Below are 22100 nucleotides of genomic sequence, written 5' to 3'. Positions count from 1 at the left end.
GATTGATCTGCGCGACCCCAAAACTGTCAACTATGTCCCCGAACAGGTGTAAGCTATGTCTCCGGGCTGAACACTTCACGTGCGAGAACTTGGTCACCACTGCATGCTGGTTCATGACGGCCTCCACCGCTTGATCGCGACATCGGCGACCGTTGCGGCCCATCGATCGGCCACCACGTCCGAAAGCGGATTGTGCCATGCGAAAACCACGCCACGCCCTGTCTGCAACGCAGAGATCGGCAGGCCAGGGCGGCATCGCGAGCCGAACTGATTGCCAACAACCGGGTTTTGGCCGACGCCACAGGGCAATGGTGACGTGCTGACAGCTCGCACCACGCGCCGAGAAGACGCAAATCCGGCTTCAAATTGAGCAGCCGCTGCCCGCGGCGTGAGCCGTTCTCGCTGGAGCCGCGGCAGCAAAGGGCCGCGAGCACGCGCCGCTGACGGCAGAACACCTAGTACTCGACCTCCAGCTCCTCGATCTCCTCGGGCTCGGCCTTGGCGGCCTCGATCCATTGCTGCATCTCCGGCATCGCCATGATCAGGTCGGCATAGGCCCTGAGCCGCGGCTCGAGCTTCACGTCATAAGTCACGAAGCGCGTCACCACCGGCGCATACATCGCATCCGCCATGCCACGCTGGCCGAACAGAAATGGGCCGCCGGATATGCCCAGGCAGTCGCGCCAGATCGCCCAGATGCGATCGATGTCGGCCTGCGCCCGCGTCCAGACCTTGAAGCCTGGAAAGTGGCCCTTGAGATTGACCGGCAGCGACGCCCGCAGGGTCGTGAAGCCAGAATGGATCTCGCCCGAAATCGAGCGGCAATGCGCGCGCTGGATGCGGTCGGCTGGCAGCAGGCCCGCCTCCGGAAAGGTCTCGTTGAGATACTCGCCGATCGCCAGCGTATCCCAGATCGTCGCACCATCGTGGCGCAGGCACGGCACCAGGATCGAGGACGACAGCAGCAGGATCTCGGCGCGAGCCGATGCGTCGTCCGGACCGACGATCACCTCGTCAAAATCCAGTCCGGCAAACCTGGCGAGCAGCCAGCCGCGCAGCGACCACGACGAGTAATTCTTGCTGCTGATGGTCAACGTCGCTTTGGCCATGTCGCCCTACCCTCTTGCCGCATTGTCGTTTGTCGTTCGCCCATCGTGCCGCTCGTGCGACCGGCATCATGCGCGGAGCCGGATACGTCGGAGATATCATCGAGCAAGCGACATGCCAGTTCTTCAGGCAAGACTCGGCCGTTCTGGCTCCGATATTGCATACAGCAATGCATGTAATGGATCGGACGCGATGGCGCTGCTGTACCAAGCCTATCAGAACCACATGGACCTGACCGAGCCGTGGCGCCAGAGCGCGGCAGCCGCCATGCGCTATCTCAACCTGATCCCATCAGGGCTATCCAGCCGCGCCATGCGGCGTCTGTCCGCCGCGCTCGAGCTGATCTCCCGCTCAGCCTTGACCTACGCCCGCCCGGCGTATGGCATCGATAGCGTGATGGTCGGCAACCGCGAACTCGCCGTCACCGAAGAGGTCACGTTCAAGACGCCGTTCGGCTCGCTCCTGCACTTCAAGAAGGAAGCTGCGCCGGAGCAGCCCAAGGTGCTGCTCGTCGCGCCGATGTCCGGCCATTTCGCCACCCTGCTGCGCGGCACCGTGAAGACGCTACTGCAGGATCACGACGTCTATATCACAGACTGGCACAATCCGCGAGACATCCCGCGCGATCATGGCCGCTTCGGTCTGGAAGATTACACCGATCATCTCATCAGTTTTCTCAGCCAACTCGGTCCGCGGCCGCACATGGTCGCGATCTGCCAACCGTCGGTGTCGGCGCTCGCGGCCACCGCCGTGATGTGCGAGGACGACCATCCGTCGCGCCCGGCCACCTTGACCTTGATGGCCGGACCGATCGACACGCGGATCCAGCCGACCAAGGTCAACGAGTTCGCCAAGAGCAAGCCGATCGACTGGTTTGAGGACAACCTGATCCACTACGTGCCCTTTCAATGCAGGGGCGCCTTCCGAAAGGTCTATCCGGGCTTCGTGCAGCTCACGGCCTTCGTCTCGATGAATCTCGAGCGCCACGTCAAGCAGCACATGGATCTCGCCAACCATCTCGCCAAAGGCGAGGTCGAGAAGGCCGAGACGATCAAGACCTTCTACGACGAGTACTTCGCGGTGATGGATCTGCCGGCGGAGTTCTACATCGAGACGGTGCGCGACGTTTTCCAAGAGCATCTGCTGCCGCAAGGCAGACTGATGCATCGCGGCCGTCCCGTCGACCCGAAGGCAGTCCGGCGCATCGGCCTGATGACGGTCGAGGGCGAGCGTGACGACATCTGCTCGATCGGCCAGACGCTCTCGGCGCAGGACATCTGCACCAATGTGCGCGCCTATCGCCGCGTCCATCACATGCAGGCCGGCGTCGGCCATTACGGCGTGTTCAGCGGCAAGAAGTGGAATAACGAGATCTATCCGCTGCTGCGGGATTTCGTGCACGTCAATTCGTGAAGCGACCGCGCTGCACGCGTTGCAGCGTGGCCGACGGCGCCTCCCCGAACTTGTTGCGATAGGCCCCCGCCATCCGCCCGAGATGGGTGAAGCCAAGGTCGAAAGCGATGTCGATGATCCGCGCCTCCGGTGGAGCCGCCATCAATTGCGCATTGAGCCGCGCCAGCCGGATGTCGAGCAGCATGTCGGAGATCGACATCCCGAAATGGCGGCGAAAGCCGCCCTGCAGCGCCCGGATCCCCACGCCTGACGACGCCGCAAGTTGCGCCAGATCGAGCGGTTCGGCTGCGTGCGCTGCCAGAAGATCACGCGCCCGGCGGACGGCCTGCGGCAATGTCTCGACCCGGCCGGAATGCAGCCTGATCGCCTCCGCCAGGCCATTGCCGGGCTGCTCGAACAGAATGTCCAGCAGCGTCTCGCGCCAATTGGCTGCCGCAACCGGTGGCAGGCCGCGCCCACCGCCGAGACGCTCGGCGAGGTCCGCGAGCTCGAGCATGTGAGCCCGGAGCCGCGAGCCAGGACATCCCGACAACGCGATTGCGGGATCGAATTCGATCGGTTGCACCGCGCGCCCGGACAGCGCTGCTGCGCGCTGTTCCACGAGACGGCGGTCGAGCAACAGGATCAACTGAGCGCAAGCGTCCCAGACCATCCGCGTGGGCAATGTCGGCGACAGCAGTGATGCCGCATGGTCTGGCGCCGTCGCGACCTCGCCGGCCCCGGCAAAGACCCGCGCGGTCCCCGCCAGCGGGAGCTGCAGCAGAAAGAAGCGGTCGAGACAGCCCGGATCGATGGTTACCGCACCGCCATAGGCGACGTAGTTGATGGAAAAGCCATCGAATGCCGCGCAATTATGCAGAGCGAGGAAATCGCGCGCAGTATCCGCCTCCGGTTGCAGCCCATGCGGACAGAAGATGCGGCCTATTTGTTCAGCCGCCTCATCGACATCGTGCGTTGCAACACGGCCATAGGCTGTAAGCCGCGGCACAGCCGGAGACTTCCAACTACGATCAGCGGCTGCATCTGCAGTCATGGCCTACGTCGCCCGTCGAGATCGTTTGAAACCTATAATAATTAGCAACTGACGTCGAGGGATTCGTTTTCTGGATAGACTCGGCGACGCCCCGGCTTGATCCTTCCACGCGTGCAGCAAGGAGATCCGCCATGATCACACTCGAAAAAGGCATCACGCGCGCAGGTACCGGCTATGCCGGCAAGACCTGGAATATCCTGGGTCAGCTCTATTATCCGAAAGCCGTCACCGACTCCACGTTCGCCTTCGAGACCAACAGCGAGCCCGGGCAGTTCGTGCCGGTTCACGTTCATCCCACCCAGGACGAGTTCATCCTGGTGCAGGAAGGCGTCCTCGACCTCAAGCTCGACGGCGTCTGGGTCAAGGCGAATGCCGGCGACCTCGTGCGCATGCCGCGCGGCATTCCGCATGGCTACTTCAACAAATCCGACAAGCCGGCACGCGCGCTGTTCTGGGTCTCCCCGATGCAGAAGCTGGAAGCGCTGTTCAACATGCTCGACAATCTCGCCGACCCAGCCGAAGTGGTGCGGATCTCGGCGGAACACGAGGTCGACTTCCTGCCGCCGGAGGCCAACGACTAGGCGGCAGCGCGGGCCCCAGCGGGCGCCCCCGCCCTTTTGTTGCGGTACGAACGGCGCGCGATCATCGCTATCGGCTCCGTGCGCCTGCAGCATGAGCAGCGGCAGCGCTCAAACGAGATGCGATCGGCGAGATCCTTCTCGCCCTGATTTCGATGCTGCCGCATCCGTCGGCATCGCACGTCTCGGTCGCGCCGGGCGACCTTCGTCACCATCAAACTCTCGCGGGCTTCTGCAGCGCGGCGGGCGAATGCCGCCCGAACGCGGCTGCGCGCTCGACAACAAGGAGGTCCCATGATCAGCCGAAAGAATGTCTGTGTGATCGGCGCCGGCGTCTCCGGCCTGGCTGCAGCCAAAGCATTCACCGCCCGCGGGCACGACGTCACCATCGTCGAGCGGAGCGCCGATCTCGGCGGCGTCTGGGAGCCCGCGCGGTCCTATCCCGACGTGCAGACGCAGAGCCCCAAGGAGCTCTATCGCTACACCGACAAGGCGATGCCGGATCACTACCCCGAATGGCCGAAGGGACCGCAGGTCCATGCCTATCTTGCCGACTACGCGAAATCCCACGACCTCATCCGCCTGATGCGGTTGAACACGACCGTGCTTGCGATGCAGCGCCGCAGTGACGGCAAGCCTGGATGGAGCCTCGACCTCAAAACCGGAGACCGGACGAGCCGGGAGGATTTCGATTTCGTCGCCGTCTGCACCGGTCAGTTCAACGAGCCGCAGACGTTGTCGCTTGGCGGCGAAGATCAATTCGTGGCCGCCGGCGGCTTGATCCTGCATTCCTCGAAATACAACGATGCCGCGCTCACGAAGGGGCGCGACGTGGTGGTCCTCGGCGGCTCGAAATCGGCAACCGACATCGCGGTCAACGCCGTGCGCTCCGGCGCGCGCTCGGTCACGATCGTGCTTCGTGAAGCGGTGTGGCGCATTCCCTACTTCATCGGCGGTCTGATCAACTTCAAGCGCATCCTCTATATCCGCGCCCAGGAGCAGATGTTCCCAAGCTGGGGCATCGGCCCGCTCTCGCGCCTTGCCCATCTGCTGGCCAAGCCGCTCGTCTGGGCCAATTGGCGCGGCCTGGAGAGCCTGCTCAAGACGCAGTTGAAGCTCGCCAAATGCAACATGGTGCCGAAGGGCAGGATCGAGGACGGCGTGAACTGCTCCGTCCCGATCGCGACGCCCGACTTCTTCCCGATGGTCGCAGACGGCCGGATCAAGGCCGTCTACGGCACCTTCGGCCATTACGAGCCGAACACCATCGTGACCAGCGGCGGTGAACGAATTCCGGCCGACGTCGCGATCCTCGCCATCGGCTACAAGCTCGGGGTCCCGTTTCTGTCGGATGCCGACCGCGCCAGACTGGTCGATCCGGACGGGCAGTACCGGCTCTATCGGCTGATCGCCAATCCCGATCTTCCCGACATGGGATTCGTCGGCTTCAATTCGAGCTTCTGCACCGTGCTCTGTGCGGACATGGCCGCCAACTGGCTGGTGCGGTATGCCGACAAGCAGCTGGCGCATCAGCCGAGCGAGCGCGAGATGCGCGACAACATCGAGATGATGCTGCATTTCAAGCGGATCGAGCGCCCTGCCGCGGGCGTGTATGGCGGACTTTGCGTCGCGCCCTATCACTTCAAGCATTTCGACGAACTGCTTGCCGACATCGGCGCTCAGCGCCGACGGCGCAATCCATTGGCCGAGATGTTCACGCCGCCCGATGCGGACGCGTATAACGACTTTCTCGCATCTGCGCCGGCCTATCAGGCCGGCTGAGGTGGCGGCGAACAGTCTCGCCGCGCTGCAGACACAGTGACGCCGCAAGCGCGACGCATTGCAGAGGGATGGCCGGCCCTGTGGAGCGCTGGCCTTCCCGACACAGTCGGGCTATCCAAGGCGCCCCGGCCTCCAGCCGTTCGCCTCGGAGCCTGCCATGATCCTCTCGACCCATCTCCGCACCATCGGTCTCGCCGCTTCGGCCGCGTTCCTCCTGACCACCGCGGTCCAAGCCGCAGAAGTCCACGTCATGATCTCCGGCGGCATGACCGCTGCGTTCAAATCCCTGGTGCCGGAATTCGAGCGGCGCTCGGGTCACAAGGTCACGATTGCCTACGGCCCGTCGATGGGAACAACCACGAATGCGATTCCCGTTCGCCTCGAGCGCGGCGAACCTGCCGATGTCCTCATCATGGTGGGCTACGCACTCAGCGATCTCACCACCAAGGGCAAGGTGACGCCGGATAGCCGCGCGGACCTCGCCAACTCGCCGATCGGCGTCGCGGTCAAGTCGGGGACGCCGCATCCCGATATTTCGAACGCGGAAGCCGTGAGACGCATGCTGATCGCCGCCAAGACCATCGCCTATTCGGACAGCGCGAGCGGCGTCTACGTCTCCACCGAGATGTTCGACAAGCTTGGCATCAAGGACGAGATGAAAGGCAAGGCGCGGATGATTCCGGCCACTCCCGTCGGCGAGATCGTCGCCCAGGGCGAAGCGGAGATCGGCTTTCAGCAGATCAGCGAGCTCAAGCCGGTGAAGGGCATCGACATCGTCGGGCCGCTGCCGGCCGGACTGCAGAAGATCACCGTGTTCTCCGCCGGCATCGCTACGGCCGCCAAGGAGCCGGAGGCCGGCGAGGCGCTCATCAAGTTCCTGCAATCACCGGATGCGCGTCACGTCATCGCGGAAAGCGGCCTCGATCCGATCGTGAGGCGGGCGCCGAACTGACGATGAAGCGTGCCGGCTGAGACGATGGCTCTCCCCCGCCGGTGGCGTGGGAGAGTCGGCCAAGCAGCGTCGGGGGCGCTTACTGGGTGAGCAAAGTCGACTCGCTCAGATTGTTGGCGCCGTAGGCCTTCTTGAGCAGACCGTTCGCCTTGGAATCCGTCATGAACTTGGTGACGAAGGCCAGCGACTGCGGATGCTTCAGCGGCACCGCGACCGCGGTGTCCGTCTTCTTGAAGGTCTCGGCGAGCACCTTGGTGCCGGAAATCTGCTTGGCGATGAGATTCAATTGATCGCGCGCCAGCGCGAGCGCGTCGATCTCGCCGGCGCTGAGCAGCGCATAGACTTCCTCGTAGGATTTGAAGCCGGTGACGGTCGCCTTCTTCAGGAAAGCCTTGGCACCGCGCAGCACGGTCGTGTCGTTGATGGCCGCAACCTCGGTGCCGGCCTGGTCCAGCGCCGCGATGTTGGCGACGTCGAGACCGGCGCGGATGATGAAGGTGGTCTCGACCGAATCGTAGACCGGACCGAACGAGACCTTGGTTTCGCGCTCCGCGTCCTTCGGCATGAAGGCCACATCCCAGACGCTCCGAGCAGCTTCATCGGTGATCGCATTGGAATTCGGATGCTCGACGAACTCGACGGGCACACCGACCTGCGCGGCCATGGCCTTGCCCAGTTCGACCGGAACGCCTGAATAGCCGCTGTCCGACTTGACGCACCAGAACGCACCGCCGGCGGGGCCAACGGCAATGGCGACGCGAAGCTTGCCGGTCGGCGCGATTTCTTCCTTCAAGCCGGCTGCGCCGGCGGCGTTGCCGGCAAACGTGACTACCGCAGCTGCCAGGGCTGCGTCACGCAGCCAGCGCCAAAACGCCATGGCCCTCTCCCATTGGATTGCAAGTTGGATACGAGCCGCACCTTGCCGGGAGCACCGTTAAATACAGCTTACCTCGCTTACGCAAAGCAGCATGCGACGCGCAAAACTTGCGCGTCGCAATTACGGTTTCAAATAACTCGATACCGAAAACCGATTAAGCGTCGCTTAAACGCAGCGCCGAACCGCGACGCCATTGACGATGACCGTGCGGCACGCCGCAGCCGCCACCGGCGGCTTGCGAACCACCACGGCGCCCGCCGCACCGGCGCAGCCGGCCCGCACGACGCCGCGAGCGCAGACCACGGCGTTGGCATCCGACATCGACACGAACGGCATCGCCGCCAGGATGAACAATCCGCACAGCGTGGAAATAATGGCACGTGAGACAATGACGCTCATCTTCAAACTCCTGATCATGATCTGATTGGTCAAATATCCACCCCGTCGCGACCTTGCCTGGGACTCCCCCGCCCGACAATTGTGACAATTTGGGTGGATCGCGCTCGTATGCATCTCGGACGGTAACCATGGACGGCAGCCGCTCCGCATCAGCGATTGGCCGCGAACTCCGCGAGCATGCCCTTGCAGCCAGGCGTCAGCGCGCCGGCATTGGCCGCGAGGCACTGCGCGATTCGACCGCCACCCGGCTCGATGCCGCTGCACAACGCCCGCGCGTCGGCGCCGCAGGCGGCCCTCACGATGCGCAACTCCTCGAGCGGCCGCAGCGGTCGCAGCACCAGCGCCGGCGCCGTCGGTGCAGCGGTGGTTGCCACCGCGGGCGCGGCGACAGCCGCAGTCGCCGGCGCGGCGCCGCCGCGCGAAGACGCCATCGCCTGGGCGCAGGGCGCGGACAGCTTGGCCTTGTTCTGCTCCAGGCATTGCAGCGCCGCGGCGCCGCCCGGCGGCACGCTGCTGCAGACCTTGCGGTAATCGGAGCCGCAGGCACTCCGGATCGCGGCCACCTGCGCCTCGCTCGGTTGGGCTGCGGGCGCTGACGCCGCTGCAGCCGGCTTGGCCGCCGGGGACTGCGTAGGCACGGCCGCAACGGCCGCGGCCGGCTGCGCCGCTGCCTTCGGAGGCTCGGGAGGCTTGCTCGCCTCGGCGACGGCCGGCTTGGCCGGGGCGGACGGCACCGAAGCCGGCTTGGCTTCCGCGGCAGGCTTGGTTTCCGCCGGCGGCTTGGCTTCCGCCGCAGGCCTGGTCTCTGCCGCGGGCTTGACCTCTGCCGCAGGCTTGGCCTCTGCCGCAGGCTCGAGCGCCTTGACCGCCGTCTGACAAGATGAGGACAGGCTCGCGATGTTCTTCTGCAGGCATTGGAACGCCGCCGTGCCGCCGGGCGGCACGCTCGCGCACTTCGCCATGTAGTCCGACCGGCACGCCGACTTGATCGCGTTGCGCTGCGCATCGCTCTGCGCCAGCGCCTGCGTTGCTGCAAGGCCGGCCGCCGCGGCCATCCCGAGCACCAGCATTCTCCTGAAGCGATTGATCATCGGTCGATCCTCAATGGTGTCGTGCTTCAATGACTTGTCGCCAGCGCAGCCGCCCGCATGGTGGCCAATCGGGTCTCATCAGTATGCGCACGCGCATATCGGCCCAGGCTGCGCCGGCGGCGGATGCCTGGCAATTGGGAAAATTTGGGTGGATCGCATTCTCACTCCGCCGGCGCCTGCCGCAGCGCCGGCTGCGCCGCCGGAAGCTCCGGCGGCAGGATCAGCGCGGCGATGACCGCAACCAGGCAGAGCGCGGCGAAGGCCTGCAGCATGGTGACGAAGCCGCCGCGCTCATACAGCCAGGCGACGAGGCCGACGGAGGCGCCGGCCGCGGTGAAGCCGATGAAATAGCGCACCGCATAGGCCCGCGAGCGCCATTCCTCGGCCGTGTACTTGCCGACCATGGCGTCATTCACGGTGACCTGCCCGAACGCACCCATGACGATGCCGATCGAGGCCACGATCAGCGCCCAGTCGCGCGCGTCGGCGGCGAGATACAGGAGCGGCGCCAGCACCAGCGACAGCGGCAGCGCGATCGTCTTCAGCGCGTGGCGATCGAGCAGCCGGCCGATCGTATACTGCGTCATCGCGCCGAACACGTAGACACCGGCCGCGATCACGCCGAGCAGCGCCGGGCTCTGCGTCAGCCCCGCCAGCCGCTCCGCGAACAGTTTTGGCAGCGCCACGGTGATCGCGTTGAACGTCGTCGAGATCGCGATCACCACCAGCAGCAGCGCCAGCACCACGCGCCACATCTGGTCGCGCGCGACGCGGGCCTGCGCCGCCGCCTGCTTCGATCCGCGGCGGTCCTCATGCGCAACCGACAGCGCGAATACCGCGCCGATCGCCACCGTGATCACCCCGGGTACGATGAAGGCGAAGCGCCAGCCGAGATATTGCCCGACCACGCCGGTGACCAGCGCCGACGAGGCGACGCCGAGATTTCCGAACACGCCGTTCAGCCCCATGTCGCGGCCGAGCCGGTCGGCATAGGACACCAGCATCGCGGTTCCCACCGGATGATAGATCGAGGCGAACAGTCCGATCGAAAGCAGCGCCGCGCCGAGCTGCCACGGCGTCTGCACCAAGCCGACCGAGATCATCGACAAGCCGATGCCGAGATAGAAGATCAGCATCATGTGCCGCCGGCTCCAGCGGTCGCCGAGCCAGCCGGTCAGGAGCGACCCGGCGCCGAAGGCGATGAAGCCCGGCGTCGCATAGGGCAAGAGCTCCGCATAGGCCATGCCGAGCGCCGGGCCCATGATGATGACCGCGGCTGCGAAGATCAGCATCGCATAATGGTCGATGAAATGGGCCGCGTTGACGAAGCCGATGACGCGGCGGGCGCTGTTCATGGGAGCTGTCCTCGATTCCTGACGGATCGGTTATAGTCGACGCGACCAACGAGAAGCCGCCAATGACCATCGTGGACACGCCATTGAAGCCGCTCGGCGCCGACCGGGTGACGACCGAGCCCGGCGTCCATCTGATCGCGCGCCTCTATCAAAAAGGTGCGCGGCTCGATCCGCACATGCACCGCGAATCCCAGTTGATCTACGCCTCGCGCGGCACGATGCAGGTGACGACGCCGCGGGGACGCTGGCTGGTGCCACCGGACCGCGCGGTCTGGGTGCCGGCGCGCCATGGCCACGCCATCGACATGCTGGCCGACAGCCAGATGCGGACGCTGTATTTCGAGCTGGACTGGCTGAAGCGGGAGACGCGGGGCGCGCGGCTCGACCGCGAGTTCGTCGTGCAGGTGTCGCCGCTGCTGCATCAGGCGATCCTGGCGCTGTTCGCGGCGGACGGCGGGCCGGAGCGCACGGCGCTGCTGGTGCGGCTCGCTCTGCTCGAATTGCGCCGCGCCGAGGATTCCTCGACCTTCATCCCCTTGCCGCAGGATCCGCGCGCGAGACGTGCCGCCCAGCTCGTCCTCGCCTCTCCCGCGAGCGAGGAGGACCTGGCGACCCTGGCGGGCAAGGTCGGCAGCTCGGCCCGCACTTTGTCGCGGCTGTTCGCGGCGGAGACGCGGCTGAGCTTCAAGGCGTGGTGCCAGCGCGCCCGGATCGCCGCCGCGATCGAGCGGCTGTCCACCGACCGTCACCTCTCCATCAAGCAGCTCGCCGCCGATCTCGGCTATGCCAGCGTGCCGGCGTTTTCGCATGCCTTCAGGCAGGTCACCGGCCGCACTCCGACCGAATTCGCGGAGCAGACAGGTGCATGACACGCCGGCCGCATATGCACGCCGCGACGGCGGCGTTGACGATTTGTTATGTTTGAATGTCGCCAGCTTTGCCATAAATCCATGTAACATCGCCCTCATCACGCTCCGGGATTCGACCGACATCAGATGGCCAATGCCTTTTTCACCGACCTGATCACCACAATTTCCGAGCGAGGCCGGACGCTGCTGCGCGGCGGCGGCGCCCCTGTCGACAAACATGATGCGAAAAGCCTGGCCGAGCTGTGCGAGGCGCTGGTGTCCGGCGCCGGCGAGGCCTCGGGCACGGCGATGGCCCGCGACGTTCTCGACGGCTATCACGATCTCGACCCCGAGGGCCGCAAGGCGTTCTTCACCGCGCTGGTGCATGATTTCGGGCCGGACAAGGCCAGGCTCGCCAAGGCGATCGACGACTGGCGCGCGACGCCTTCGGACGAAGGCGCGAGCGCGCTGCATTTCGCCTCCGAGCCGCGCCGGCAGGAGCTGATCCGCCGGCTCAACCGCGCGCCGGGCGGCACGCCCGAGCTGGTGGCGATGCGCACCGATCTCCTGGATCTCATCAAGGGCAATCCGGAACTCGCCGCGCTCGATCGCGACGTCGTGCATCTCTTGAGCTCATGGTTCAACAGGGGGTTTCTCGTGCTGCGTAAGATCGACTGGTCGACGCCGGCGAACATTCTGGAACAGATCATCCGCTACGAGGCAGTGCACGAGATCCACGACTGGGACGATCTGCGCCGCCGCATCGATCCGGTCGATCGCCGCTGCTACGCCTTCTTCCACCCGGCGATGCCCGATGCGCCCTTGATCTTCGTCGAGATCGCGCTGACCGAGACCATCCCCGGCGCCATCGCGCCGCTGCTCGCCGTCGATCGTCCACCGGTGCCGGCCGACCGCGCCCGCACCGCCGTATTCTATTCGATCTCCAACACCCAGCGCGGCCTCGGCGGCATCTCGTTCGGCAACTTCCTGATCAAGCAGGTGGTCGAGGAGCTGCGGCGCGAGCTGCCGAAGCTCGACACCTTCGTCACGCTGTCGCCGGTGCCCGGCTTCATGCACTGGCTGAAGTCGACGACCGACGCGACCGAGGAGGATCGCAACGTGCTCAAGCTGCTGAACGAGCCGCGCTGGGTCGAGGATGCCGAGATGACCGCCGAGCTGCGCCCGGTGATCGAGCCGCTCGCCGCGCACTATTTCCTGAAGGCACGCACCTCGAAGGGCAAGGTGATCGATCCCGTCGCCCGCTTCCATCTCGGCAACGGCGCCAGGCTCGAGCGCATCAACTGGCTCGGCGACCTCTCGTCCAAGGGCCAGCGCGAATCCGCGACCGTGATGGTGAACTACCTGTATCGGCTCGAGGACATCGAGAAGAACCACGAAGCCTATGCCAATGACGGCGAGGTCGTGGCCTCGAGCGCGGTGAAGAAGCTGCTGCGCGCCGAAGGCCGGCGGCTGCTGGATATGCGGCTGTCGTCGTAATTGGTCCCCTATACGGCGCATGGGACGAACCACGCGAACCACAAAGTCAGTGTCATCCCGGCGAACGCCGGGATCCATAACCCCAGGACGTGATTTGGGGCGGACTCGTCGTTAGACCTCGCGTCCCACATCCGCCGCGGAGTATGGATCCCGGCGTTCGCCGGGACGACGCTGTGGGAAAACCGCTTTCACATCTCAAACAGCTGGAGGACGTGCGACCGCGGCCTCGCGGCGTCTGACGCCCGAGTGCTGCGAAACACGTCACCCTCATCAAATACAGAGGGCGCAGGGAAGACCGGGTGCTGGCCGCAACCCATGGCCCCCGTGCGGGAGAAAGTGCACGGGGCAGGAACCACAGGTACGACCGGTGCATTCCGGCCTTCCCTGCGCGATGGTTTGAACGGTGTCCTTCGTGCTCTCCCTGGGGATCGGCGTTCTTGCCCCCATTTTGCGACAACGCGCCTTTGGCGCGTTGCGCAGACCTCAGCGTCGAGAGGCCAGGACCACACGACTTCTCCGTCCGTAGCGACGCCGGTCGTCCACCGTCGCCGCTGCGGCCACCGCATCCCTATCCCGACGTTCGTGACGACGCGTACGCCCCTCTGCGAAAAGGACAGGACATGCGCATCATTGCTGATTTTCGGAATTTGTCAAGGTGAAAGATTCGGGCACCGCTCGCGGCGCCCGCCGGGACCTCGGCCCCCTCGCCCTCACGACGCCTTGCGTTTCGCTTCCACATGGCGCGCGAAGCTGTCGAGAATGGCCTGCCAGCCGCCCTGCTGCTGCTCGACGGAATGGGTCGTTTCGGCATCGAACGCGACGCGAACGACAACGCCCTTCGGGCCGGGCTCGAAGTGGACCTCGGCCTTCCGGTCGCCGAAGGCATATTCGATCAGCTTGTGCTCGACGATCTTCGTGTAGGTCCCGGCAAAGTCGAAGCCCATGCTGCCGTCCTTGGCCTCCATCCGCGACGAGAACGCGCCGCCCTCTCTCAGGTCGACCGTGGCCTTGGTCGTATGCCAATCGTCGGAGGCCGCGTTCCACCTCACGATGTCGGCCGGCGTCGTATAGGCACGCCAGACCTGATCGATCGGGGCTGCGACGTTGGTTTGGACGGTTATCCTCATGAACATTGCTCCTAGTTCGATTTTGACGTCCCACTGCAGCTGTGCAGGAGTTGTGTCCGCCCAAGGACGATCCAGACTGGCCGATCCCGACAAGCCTTAGCGTTCGATGCGTCGCTGCACCGGCCGTCAGACCGACCTTCACCGGAAGGCGCCCGGCTGATATAAGCCGACATCCCGGTGAGGACGTTGTCGCAGTGCCCACTCGTCGCCAGATCCTGTCAGCCATAGGAGCAGCCGCCATGGGATCGCCGATCATGCCGGCGCGCGGGCACCAGGCTGCATTCGATTCCGACACATTCGCAGCCGGCGTCACCCAGCGACTCGATCAGGCGCTCGCTGAGCGGCGCGTGTGGAACATCCACGGCCTTGTCGTTCTGCAGAACGGCACGCTGATCGTCGAGCGCTATTTTGAAGGCCAGGATCGCGAGAAAGGCGTTGGCGATCTCGGGACGGTCAAGTTTACGGCGGAGACGCTCCACGACCTGCGATCCTGCTCGAAGAGCATCGTGGCCTTGCTTTATGGGATCGCTCTTCAGCAAGGCAAGGTCCCGACGCCGGAGGCGAGCCTGCTGTCCGGATTCCCGGAATATCGTGATCTCGTCAACGAGGATCGCTCGCGCTTGACCGTGCATCACGCGCTCTCAATGACCATGGGAACGGATTGGGATGAGAGCAGCTTGCCTTACGCCGATCCCCGCAACAGCGAAATCGCTATGGACGACGCCCCCGACCGCTATCGCTACATTCTGGAGCGGCCGATCGTCGACAGGCCCGGTGCGCACTGGACCTATTGCGGCGGAACAACCGCGTTGCTCGCCCGTTTGATCGCCAAGGGGTCGGGCAAGTCACTGCATGACTTTGCACGCGAGTTTCTTTTCGATCCGCTCGGTATGGGGCCGACACAATGGGCAGCCGGACCAGACGGCGAGCCATTCGCCGCGTCAGGCGCGCGGATGTCGGTCCGCGACTTCTCGCGGATCGGAACGTTGATGCTCTCCGGCGGGCAGTGCGATGGCCGACAGATCGTTCCCGCCGAATGGATCACGCGTTGCACGACGCCGGTGGTCAGCTCCGACGAGCTTCGCCGTTACGGCTATCAATGGTTTCTTCTCGATGTAGCTTTCGGCAAGCCGAAGGGATGGGCGGTCGGGCGCCTGGAGCGCATGTGGATGGCACAGGGCGAAGGCGGCCAGCGCCTGTTCATCATCCCTGCGCTGCAGCTCGTCATCGCCCTCACGGCAGGAAACTACGGCAGCGACGATCAGTGGATTCCGCCGACTCGCGTGCTCCGGGAAATCGTTCTGGCGAGCGTAGGCTAGCCTCGTACGCATCGACATTTCGAGTTGTAGCAGCGCGGCCCCAAACTCACGGCGCTGGACGACGTCCGGGCCGGTAGGTGACCCGCAGCACCTCGACCTCGCCGCCTGCGCGCGCGTTGAAATCATGCTCATGCCAGAACGCGCTCGCGGCGCATTTAAAGGCGATGGCGCCTGACGCCTCCGGACAGGGCTTGCCGCGCACCCAGCCATAGGGCGCAAAGCCTTCGGGCGTGAGCGGCTCCGTCGTGACGTCTGTGCCAGTCGGCATGATCAATAGTCCTTACTCATGAAATGGACGTCCAGGACGGCAACAGGCTGACGCGAAGCAAGGACCGCGGGGGAGCGCGGCCACATCGCCGTTCTCGACGAACAGTTTTATGCAGCGTCACCGTAACCGCAAAATCCCAGTCTTTCGATTTAAGGCTCAACGTTTAGCGAAACTTCATTATATGATTTCGCCTTATTCAACCGACCGCCAAGCCGCTTCGTTTGCGCGCAAAAACACGTATAACATGACCAACATACGTTCGATTGCAGGTAGCCCCTCTTGGGTTCGCAGATCGGGCAGCATCTGAGAAACGCTAATGATCCCCTGGTTCTCCATTCTGCTGCAAATTTGGATTTTGGTTGGAACGCTTGTGTTTGCATGGCGGTTTCGCATTTTGGTTCAGGAGGAGAAGCAGACATCCAATCCGGACCATTCCTTCTACCGGCGCAATGACAACGACCTTCTTAGACTGATCTTTTATTTTTTCGTCTGGTGTTCGACACCGGCCGTTCTGTACGGCCTTTGGTCCCGTGGCTTAGGGTAACTCCACATGAATGGGCACTCAGTGTGGCTCTTGCACTCGGGACATTCACTGCAATTCGGAACATGTGAGGAATTCTGCAGGCCGCATCTGGTGTAGAACGACCCCGGAACCGCAAAATGCGCACTATTTTTTGGAGTGTAGTCGCCCTGCTGGCGTGGTGCGGCGGGATGTGGAGCAACGTCAGGACCGCGAAGCAACTTGAGGCCGCGGGCCACAGCGTTTGGACTCTAAATCTGCGAGCGCGACTGATTGCCTGGAAAGGAGCCAACATTGCGATCTTCCTGATCTCTTCGACAATATTCGTCTCGGCAGTCCTGATCGCAGCTTTCACACCGTAGTCGCGACTCCCTTCCAAATAAGGGCTAGATGCCAGGAGAACCGTTCAATGGGTAGCGTTTTCCTGCTCTGGCATATGCGGCCAACTGCCGACCGTCTCGATGACGACTGCGCTGATAACAAACTGATCGGGGTTTACAGCAGCGCTGCCGAAGCGGATGCCGCAAGAAAGCGCAAGATTCAATTCGAAGGCTTTCGTGACTATCCAAACTACTTCCATGTCGACGAATATGAACTCGACAAAGATGCTCGGAGCGAAGGGTTCATCGTAACAACAGCACGGTGAACTTCGTCGAGGTCCGCTCGCGGCGCAAGTTGCGCGTGCTAGGGCCTCATGGTTCGAGACGCGCCGCGAGCGGCGCTCCTCACCATGAGGGTTTATGCTGTCGCTGCCGATACGGACCTCGTCCTGAGGAGCCCGCCGACCGTGGGCGTCTCGAAGGACGGAGGCGCGCTCAGAGGCGTCCAAGCGTTATTCCACCGCGCCCTGCGGTCGCAGCCGCAACACCGACGCCGGCAAATTGGCGGCCAGCCATTCCGCAATCGCCCCCTGCTTCCGGTGATACGCCAGCCCCACCGCGACCACGGCGATGCCGATCAGCGACAGTGCGAACGGGAACAGCAGCGAGTCCTTGAAGACGACGTCGGCGAGGTGGCCGAGATACATCGTGATGCCGATCGCGCCGAAGACGGCGTAGGCGCGGCGGACGATGATGACGGCGATCGCAAGCAGGCCGACGTTCAGCAGGCAGTAGATCGCCTTGCCGAGCTCGGTGGCGCCTTCGGTGGCGCTGACGCCGCCCCAGAAGGCCATCAGGCCGAACAAGTGCATCCAGAAGCCGAAGTCGCGGCTGTGGCTGTTGTAGTCGACGATCCACGCCACCGCGAGAATGCCGAGGCCGAACCAGATCGAGACGATGCGGCGCATCTCCCAGTCGAAATGGCTGACGTTGAAGATCCAGGGCGTGAGGTCCATCGACATGAACCACAGTGCGACCGACATGATCGCGACGATGAAGGGCACGCGATAGAAGCGCAGCGCGATCGCGCCCGCCGCGATGGTGGCGATCTCCATGAACAGCCAACTGCCCTTGATCCAGACGTAGAAGTCGTGGACCGTGCCGGGCTTGCCGAACTTTCCCCACCAGCCGAATTCGGCCTGGACGCCGTAGACGGCGAGCGGTGCCATCGACACGGCGATAGCGATCAGCAGGCCGCCTGGGACGCGCAGGTCGCGGCGCCAGAGGTGGTCGCCGGCGAAGCCGAAGGCGGCGGCATAGGCGAGCGCGCAGGCCGTCAGGGCGCGGCCGCCCATCTGCGAGAACGCCACGGTCGAGAACAGGCCCATGGCGCCGATGACGATCAGCGCGCCGGCGTACCAGAGCAGATGCGCGGCATCGAATTTGGCGTGCGCCGCGGGACCCGCCTTCGCCTGTTGCTCGAGGTAAGTCAGCAACCGCTGCAACTCGTCGGGCCCGATCGCGCCGGCCCCGGCTGCGGCGCGCAGATCTTGTTCCGAATAGGACATCGTCTTCACCCTCTGTGATCTCGCTGGAGACGGCACGCAGGGGTCCGATCGCGCAAACGCCTGGGGACGTCGCGCGTCGGAACCGGTGCCGACGGGGCGGATATGGGTGAGTGTAGCGGAATGTGAGCGACGTTCAATATAATTTTGAACGACGCTCAAATATCTACGACCAACGTTCAAAATTACCCATCGCGACGCGGGTGCTAAAGCTGCTTCGACCCCGCCCTTCTCCACACCGTCATAGCCGGGCTTGTCCCGGCCATCCATGTCGTGCGCCTGGAATGACGACGTGGATGCCCGGGACAAGCCCGGGCATGATGAGTCCTGGGTTGGCGGTTTGCCTCATCGCTGAGGCCAGAGGTTGGCGGATACGACCACCAGAGGCCCGCAGCGCAGTCGCCTCAATCCTTGAAATACGGCTCGACCGGGCCGTGGACCTTGATGGTCAGCGGGTTGCCGTGGCGGTCCTTGGCGTTCCCTGCGGCGACGCGGATCCAGCCTTCGCTGATGCAGTATTCCTCGACATTGGTCTTCTCGGCGCCCTTGAAGCGGATGCCGACGTCGCGCGACAGGATCTCCGCATTGTAATAGGGGCTCTTCGGATCGACCGACAGCCGGTCAGGAAATGGGGTCGCAGTCGTCTCGTTGTCGCTCACAGCAGTGCCTCGATCTCTTTCTTCAACGCCTCGGGCGTGGTGGTCGGCGCATGGCGCGACACCACATTCCCACGGCGATCGACCAGGAATTTGGTGAAATTCCATTTGATCGCCGAGCCCAAGAGGCCGGTCTTCTCGCCCTTCAGGAACTTGTAGAGCGGATGTGCATCGGTACCGTTGACGTCGATCTTCGCAAACAGCGGGAAGGTGACGTCGTACTTGCCGGCGCAGAACGCGCCGATCTCCTCGGCCGTGCCGGGCTCCTGGGCGCCGAACTGGTTACAGGGAAATCCGAGCACGGCAAAGCCCCTGTCCGCATAGGCGCGGTGCAGCGCCTCGAGGCCGCGATATTGCGGCGTGAAGCCGCAGGCGCTGGCGGTGTTGACGATCAGCAGCACCTGCCCCTCGAAGCGCTTCAGCGGCACCTCCTCGCCCTTCAGCGAGGTCGCGGTGAAATCATAGATGCCGGCCATCAGCCCAGCACCGGATCGATCGGCGACGGCGGGGTACCGCCAGCCTCGATCGCTTCGCCAGCGAGAAGGCACGCGTCCTCGCGAAAGCGCTGGCCGACCAGCTGGACGCCGACCGGGACGCGGCCGACCATGCCGGTCGAGACCGTCAGGCCCGGCAGGCCGAAGAACGGAATCGCGATCTGCGTGAGCTGGGCGTGCCAGACCTGCTGGAAGGACTCCTCGTCCTTGCGGTCGAGCTGATCGGCGAACGGCAGCATGCCCGACACCGGCATCAGCAGCAGCGGATGCTGCTCCATGAACAGGAGCCATTGCCGGGTCAGCGCGGCGCGGCGCGCGAGCGTCTGCGACAGGTCGAATGGGTGAACCTTGTCGCTGACGCCGCGCAGGCAGGCCAGCGCGCCCGGGTCGCCCTCCTTCTCGGCCGCTGCGAGTTGCGCCTCGTAGCCGTCGCCGAGCCAGAGACGGGTCTGCAGCAGCGCGGCCTCCTGCATCGGCGGCGTGTCCGCGATCTCCTCGACGGTCCAGCCGGCGGCTTCGAGCCGCCCGGCGGCATCGCGCAAGGCGGCCACGACCTCCGGCACCGGGTTCAGCCCGTCCGGGTTGACGCAGAGGGTGACGCGCTTCGGCAGCGGCGGGCCCTCGAGCGGCACCGGCATCCACCAGACATCGCGGACGTCGCGCGCCGACATCGCGGCCAGCGCGATCCTGACGTCGTTGACCGTGCGGGCGAGCGGGCCGGAGACGGCGCTGATCTGCGGGCCGATCGGGCGCTCGGGGAACTGTGTATTGAAGGCCGGGATGCGGCCGACCGTCGGGCGCAGGCCGTGGATGCCGCAGGCATAGGCGGGATAGCGGACGGAGCCGGCGATGTCGGTGCCATGCCCGATATGGCCGATGCCCGCCGCGGTGGCCGATCCTGCGCCGCCCGACGAACCTCCGGGCGTGATGCTGGGGTCGCGCGGATTCTTGGTGTGGCCGTGGATGAGGTTGCTGGTGAACCAGCGATAGGACACCGCCGGGGTGTTGGTGCGGCCGAGCAGCACGGCACCGGCCTTGACCAGGTTGTTGACGACCGGATTGTGCGCCGAGGCGATCGCGTCCTTCTGCAGATTGAGGCCGTTGGTGGTGGCGAAGCCGGCCTGGTCGACATTGACCTTGATCGTCACCGGCACGCCGGCGAGAGGCCCCGGATCCTCGCCGCGCGCCAAGGCGGCGTCGATGGCATCCGCCTGTTGCAGCACGTCCTCGGGGCGATGGTCGATCACGGCGTTGATCGCGGGATTGACCGCATCGAGCCGCGCCAGCGCCGCGGTCGCGGCATCGCGGGCGGAGACCTGCTTCGACTTGATGAGGGCGGCAAGGTCGGCAGCCGGCAGGCGCCAGAGATCGGTCATGGGAAGCTCCGTGGTGTCGGGGCTTGTTCTAGCGCGAGCACTTACCGGGAGAAAGCCGTCGCGGCGCGGCACTCCAGCATAGCTTCGGCAGCAAACCGCATGGGTCTTGTTGCACTCGCCCTCTCCTCCTCGCCATGGCCGGGCTTGTCCCGGCCATCCACGTCGTGCAGCGCGCGTGGACCGACGTGGATGCCCGGGACAAGCCCGGGCATGACGGAGAGACAAACTGGCCGCGTGTCATGGGTGCGAAGTGCGGTCGCGATCAATACCCATCCTGCATCGATCGATCCGGAATCAGGCTTGGTCAAGCTTCACGTTCGACTTTAAGACCTCAAGCAACAACATCACAAAAGGGGGAAACCACATGATCAGACCGGGCACCATCATGGCCGCAACATTCGTTCTCGCCGCTGCAGCAACGCTGGCGCCGCGCGCGGGCCACGCCGAGACCTATGCCTATGTCGGCAACGCCGACAGCAACGACATCAACGTGTTCAAGTTCGATGCCGCGACCGGCGAGATGATCCCGGTGCAGACGGCTTCCTTCGTCGGCGTCGACAAGCCGGGCTCGTCGACCCCGCTCGCGGTCAGCCCGGACAAGACGGTGCTGATCGCCGGCATCCGGTCGCAACCGTTCCAGGCCGAGAGCTTTGCGATCAATGCCAAGACCGGTCAGCTCAGCCACATCGGCAACGGCCCGCTCGCCGACAGCATGGCCAACATCGCCTTCGACCGCACCGGCAAGGTGCTGTTCAGCGCCTCCTATGGCGGCAACAAGGTGGCGGTGAATCCGATCCAGGCCAATGGCGTCGTCGCGGCGCCGAGCCAGGTGATCCCGACCGGGCTGAACGCCCACGCCTTCCTGCCCTCGCCCGACAACCGCTTCGTGTTCGCGACCAATCTCGGCTCCGACCAGGTGCTCGGCTTCGCCTTCGACGCCGCGACGGGCACGCTGACGGCCAACGAGGCGCTGACGGTGAAGACGCCTGAGAAGTCAGGGCCGCGCCACTTCATCTTCCACCCGAACGGCAAGTTCATCTACCTTCTGCACGAGCTCAACGCGGATCTCGCGGTCTATGCCTATGACGCGGAGAACGGCAGCTGGAGCGAGCAGCAGCGCACCACCGCCCTGCCCTCAGGCTTCACCGGCAAGCCCTGGGCGGCCGATCTGCACGTGACGCCGGATGGCAAGTTCCTCTACGCCTCGGAGCGCGGCTCGAACACGATTGCCGGCTTCAAGGTCGATGCGGCCAGCGGGCGCGTGAGCCTGATCGGCAGCGTGCCGACCGAGACCCAGCCACGCGGCTTCGCCATCGATCCCACCGGGCGCTATCTCGCCGCCGTCGGCGAAGTGTCGAACGGGATGACGGTGTATCGGATCGACCCGGCCAGCGGCGCGCTCACGAGCCTGAAATCCTACGCCGTGGGCAAGAAGCCGAACTGGGTGGAGTTCGTCAGCCTGCCGTGACCGAACGACAGGGCCGCCACGAGATCGGACGTGGCGGCCCGGCGTTTCCATCGGC

The 22100-nt window shown here is 64.7% G+C and carries 21 protein-coding genes; 9 read left to right on the top strand and 12 right to left on the bottom strand.

The genetic code is table 11. The features are described from left to right. Positions 1-455: 455 nt before the first annotated feature. Positions 456-1109: a glutathione S-transferase family protein gene (locus QX041_RS23580; RefSeq protein WP_316166653.1), complete on the bottom strand. Its 654-nt coding sequence runs from the start codon at positions 1107-1109 to the stop codon at positions 456-458. A gap of 190 nt (positions 1110-1299) precedes the next feature. Between QX041_RS23580 and QX041_RS23575 the strand changes: the two genes are divergently transcribed. Beyond that, complete coding sequence (locus tag QX041_RS23575; RefSeq protein ID WP_316166652.1) at positions 1300-2520, top strand: polyhydroxyalkanoate depolymerase; 1221 nt, start codon at positions 1300-1302, stop codon at positions 2518-2520. On the opposite strand, the gene QX041_RS23570 is transcribed toward QX041_RS23575, so the two are convergent. Then, entirely contained in the window at positions 2510-3553 is a 1044-nt protein-coding gene (locus QX041_RS23570) for an AraC family transcriptional regulator (protein WP_316166651.1), read from the bottom strand. The two genes, QX041_RS23575 and QX041_RS23570, sit on opposite strands and share 11 nt — an antisense overlap. Positions 3554-3684: 131 nt before the next feature. Between QX041_RS23570 and QX041_RS23565 the strand changes: the two genes are divergently transcribed. From QX041_RS23565 to QX041_RS23555, 3 genes are all read left to right on the top strand, one after another. Beyond that, on the top strand, positions 3685-4134 hold the full coding sequence (locus QX041_RS23565) for a cupin domain-containing protein (protein ID WP_315718048.1): 450 nt from the start codon (positions 3685-3687) through the stop codon (positions 4132-4134). A gap of 291 nt (positions 4135-4425) precedes the next feature. Beyond that, on the top strand, positions 4426-5913 hold the full coding sequence (locus QX041_RS23560) for an NAD(P)/FAD-dependent oxidoreductase (RefSeq protein WP_316166650.1): 1488 nt from the start codon (positions 4426-4428) through the stop codon (positions 5911-5913). A gap of 157 nt (positions 5914-6070) precedes the next feature. Beyond that, on the top strand, positions 6071-6865 hold the full coding sequence (locus tag QX041_RS23555) for a substrate-binding domain-containing protein (protein WP_316166649.1): 795 nt from the start codon (positions 6071-6073) through the stop codon (positions 6863-6865). 79 nt (positions 6866-6944) lie between these two features. Here QX041_RS23555 and QX041_RS23550 read toward each other — a convergent pair whose 3' ends face one another. The 4 genes from QX041_RS23550 to QX041_RS23535 form a co-directional block, all read right to left on the bottom strand. Then, complete coding sequence (locus tag QX041_RS23550; RefSeq protein ID WP_316166648.1) at positions 6945-7742, bottom strand: transporter substrate-binding domain-containing protein; 798 nt, start codon at positions 7740-7742, stop codon at positions 6945-6947. Positions 7743-7907: 165 nt separating this feature from the next. Beyond that, the gene (locus QX041_RS23545) at positions 7908-8141 is read right to left on the bottom strand and encodes a hypothetical protein (protein ID WP_316166662.1); all 234 of its coding nucleotides are present in this window, start codon (positions 8139-8141) and stop codon (positions 7908-7910) included. 149 nt (positions 8142-8290) lie between these two features. Beyond that, positions 8291-9232, bottom strand: a complete 942-nt coding sequence (locus QX041_RS23540) for a hypothetical protein (RefSeq protein ID WP_316166647.1) — start codon at positions 9230-9232, stop codon at positions 8291-8293. 161 nt (positions 9233-9393) lie between these two features. Continuing rightward, positions 9394-10587, bottom strand: coding sequence for an MFS transporter (locus QX041_RS23535; RefSeq protein ID WP_316166646.1), 1194 nt, complete (start codon positions 10585-10587; stop codon positions 9394-9396). Positions 10588-10649: 62 nt separating this feature from the next. Here QX041_RS23535 and QX041_RS23530 point away from each other — a divergent pair, with 62 nt between their 5' ends. Next, the gene (locus QX041_RS23530) at positions 10650-11456 is read left to right on the top strand and encodes a helix-turn-helix transcriptional regulator (protein ID WP_316166645.1); all 807 of its coding nucleotides are present in this window, start codon (positions 10650-10652) and stop codon (positions 11454-11456) included. Between the two features lie 126 nt (positions 11457-11582). Then, positions 11583-12932 (top strand): malonyl-CoA decarboxylase, encoded by a 1350-nt coding sequence (locus tag QX041_RS23525; RefSeq protein ID WP_315718038.1) that lies wholly within the window; start codon positions 11583-11585, stop codon positions 12930-12932. 710 nt (positions 12933-13642) lie between these two features. Here QX041_RS23525 and QX041_RS23520 read toward each other — a convergent pair. After that, the gene (locus tag QX041_RS23520; protein WP_315718037.1) at positions 13643-14059 is read right to left on the bottom strand and encodes an SRPBCC family protein; all 417 of its coding nucleotides are present in this window, start codon (positions 14057-14059) and stop codon (positions 13643-13645) included. 239 nt (positions 14060-14298) lie between these two features. On the opposite strand from QX041_RS23520, the gene QX041_RS23515 reads away from it, so the two are divergent. After that, on the top strand, positions 14299-15378 hold the full coding sequence (locus QX041_RS23515) for a serine hydrolase (protein ID WP_316166643.1): 1080 nt from the start codon (positions 14299-14301) through the stop codon (positions 15376-15378). A gap of 46 nt (positions 15379-15424) precedes the next feature. On the opposite strand, the gene QX041_RS23510 is transcribed toward QX041_RS23515, so the two are convergent. Next, positions 15425-15646, bottom strand: a complete 222-nt coding sequence (locus tag QX041_RS23510) for a hypothetical protein (RefSeq protein ID WP_316166642.1) — start codon at positions 15644-15646, stop codon at positions 15425-15427. A gap of 929 nt (positions 15647-16575) precedes the next feature. Here QX041_RS23510 and QX041_RS23505 point away from each other — a divergent pair. Further along, complete coding sequence (locus QX041_RS23505) at positions 16576-16812, top strand: hypothetical protein (protein ID WP_315718033.1); 237 nt, start codon at positions 16576-16578, stop codon at positions 16810-16812. A gap of 186 nt (positions 16813-16998) precedes the next feature. On the opposite strand, the gene QX041_RS23500 is transcribed toward QX041_RS23505, so the two are convergent. The 4 genes from QX041_RS23500 to QX041_RS23485 all read right to left on the bottom strand — a co-directional run bounded on the left by QX041_RS23500 (position 16999) and on the right by QX041_RS23485 (position 20577). Then, a complete protein-coding gene (locus tag QX041_RS23500; protein WP_316166641.1) occupies positions 16999-18054 on the bottom strand; it encodes a hypothetical protein in 1056 nt (351 codons plus the stop codon). A gap of 401 nt (positions 18055-18455) precedes the next feature. Next, the gene (locus QX041_RS23495; RefSeq protein WP_315718031.1) at positions 18456-18710 is read right to left on the bottom strand and encodes a DUF3297 family protein; all 255 of its coding nucleotides are present in this window, start codon (positions 18708-18710) and stop codon (positions 18456-18458) included. Next, positions 18707-19183, bottom strand: coding sequence for a glutathione peroxidase (locus tag QX041_RS23490; RefSeq protein ID WP_316166640.1), 477 nt, complete (start codon positions 19181-19183; stop codon positions 18707-18709). The genes QX041_RS23495 and QX041_RS23490 overlap by 4 nt, the downstream gene beginning before the upstream one ends. Continuing rightward, entirely contained in the window at positions 19183-20577 is a 1395-nt protein-coding gene (locus QX041_RS23485) for an amidase family protein (protein ID WP_316166638.1), read from the bottom strand. Before QX041_RS23485 ends, QX041_RS23490 begins: the two co-directional genes overlap by 1 nt. A 364-nt stretch (positions 20578-20941) precedes the next feature. On the opposite strand from QX041_RS23485, the gene QX041_RS23480 reads away from it, so the two are divergent. Continuing rightward, positions 20942-22045 (top strand): lactonase family protein, encoded by a 1104-nt coding sequence (locus tag QX041_RS23480; protein ID WP_316166637.1) that lies wholly within the window; start codon positions 20942-20944, stop codon positions 22043-22045. Positions 22046-22100: the final 55 nt, after the last annotated feature.

The sequence above is a fragment of the Bradyrhizobium sp. SZCCHNRI2009 genome (assembly GCF_032485115.1).
Taxonomy (GTDB): domain Bacteria; phylum Pseudomonadota; class Alphaproteobacteria; order Rhizobiales; family Xanthobacteraceae; genus Bradyrhizobium.
Note: the sequence above shows the minus strand (reverse complement) of the source record. Positions and strands in the feature narration are given on the sequence as shown.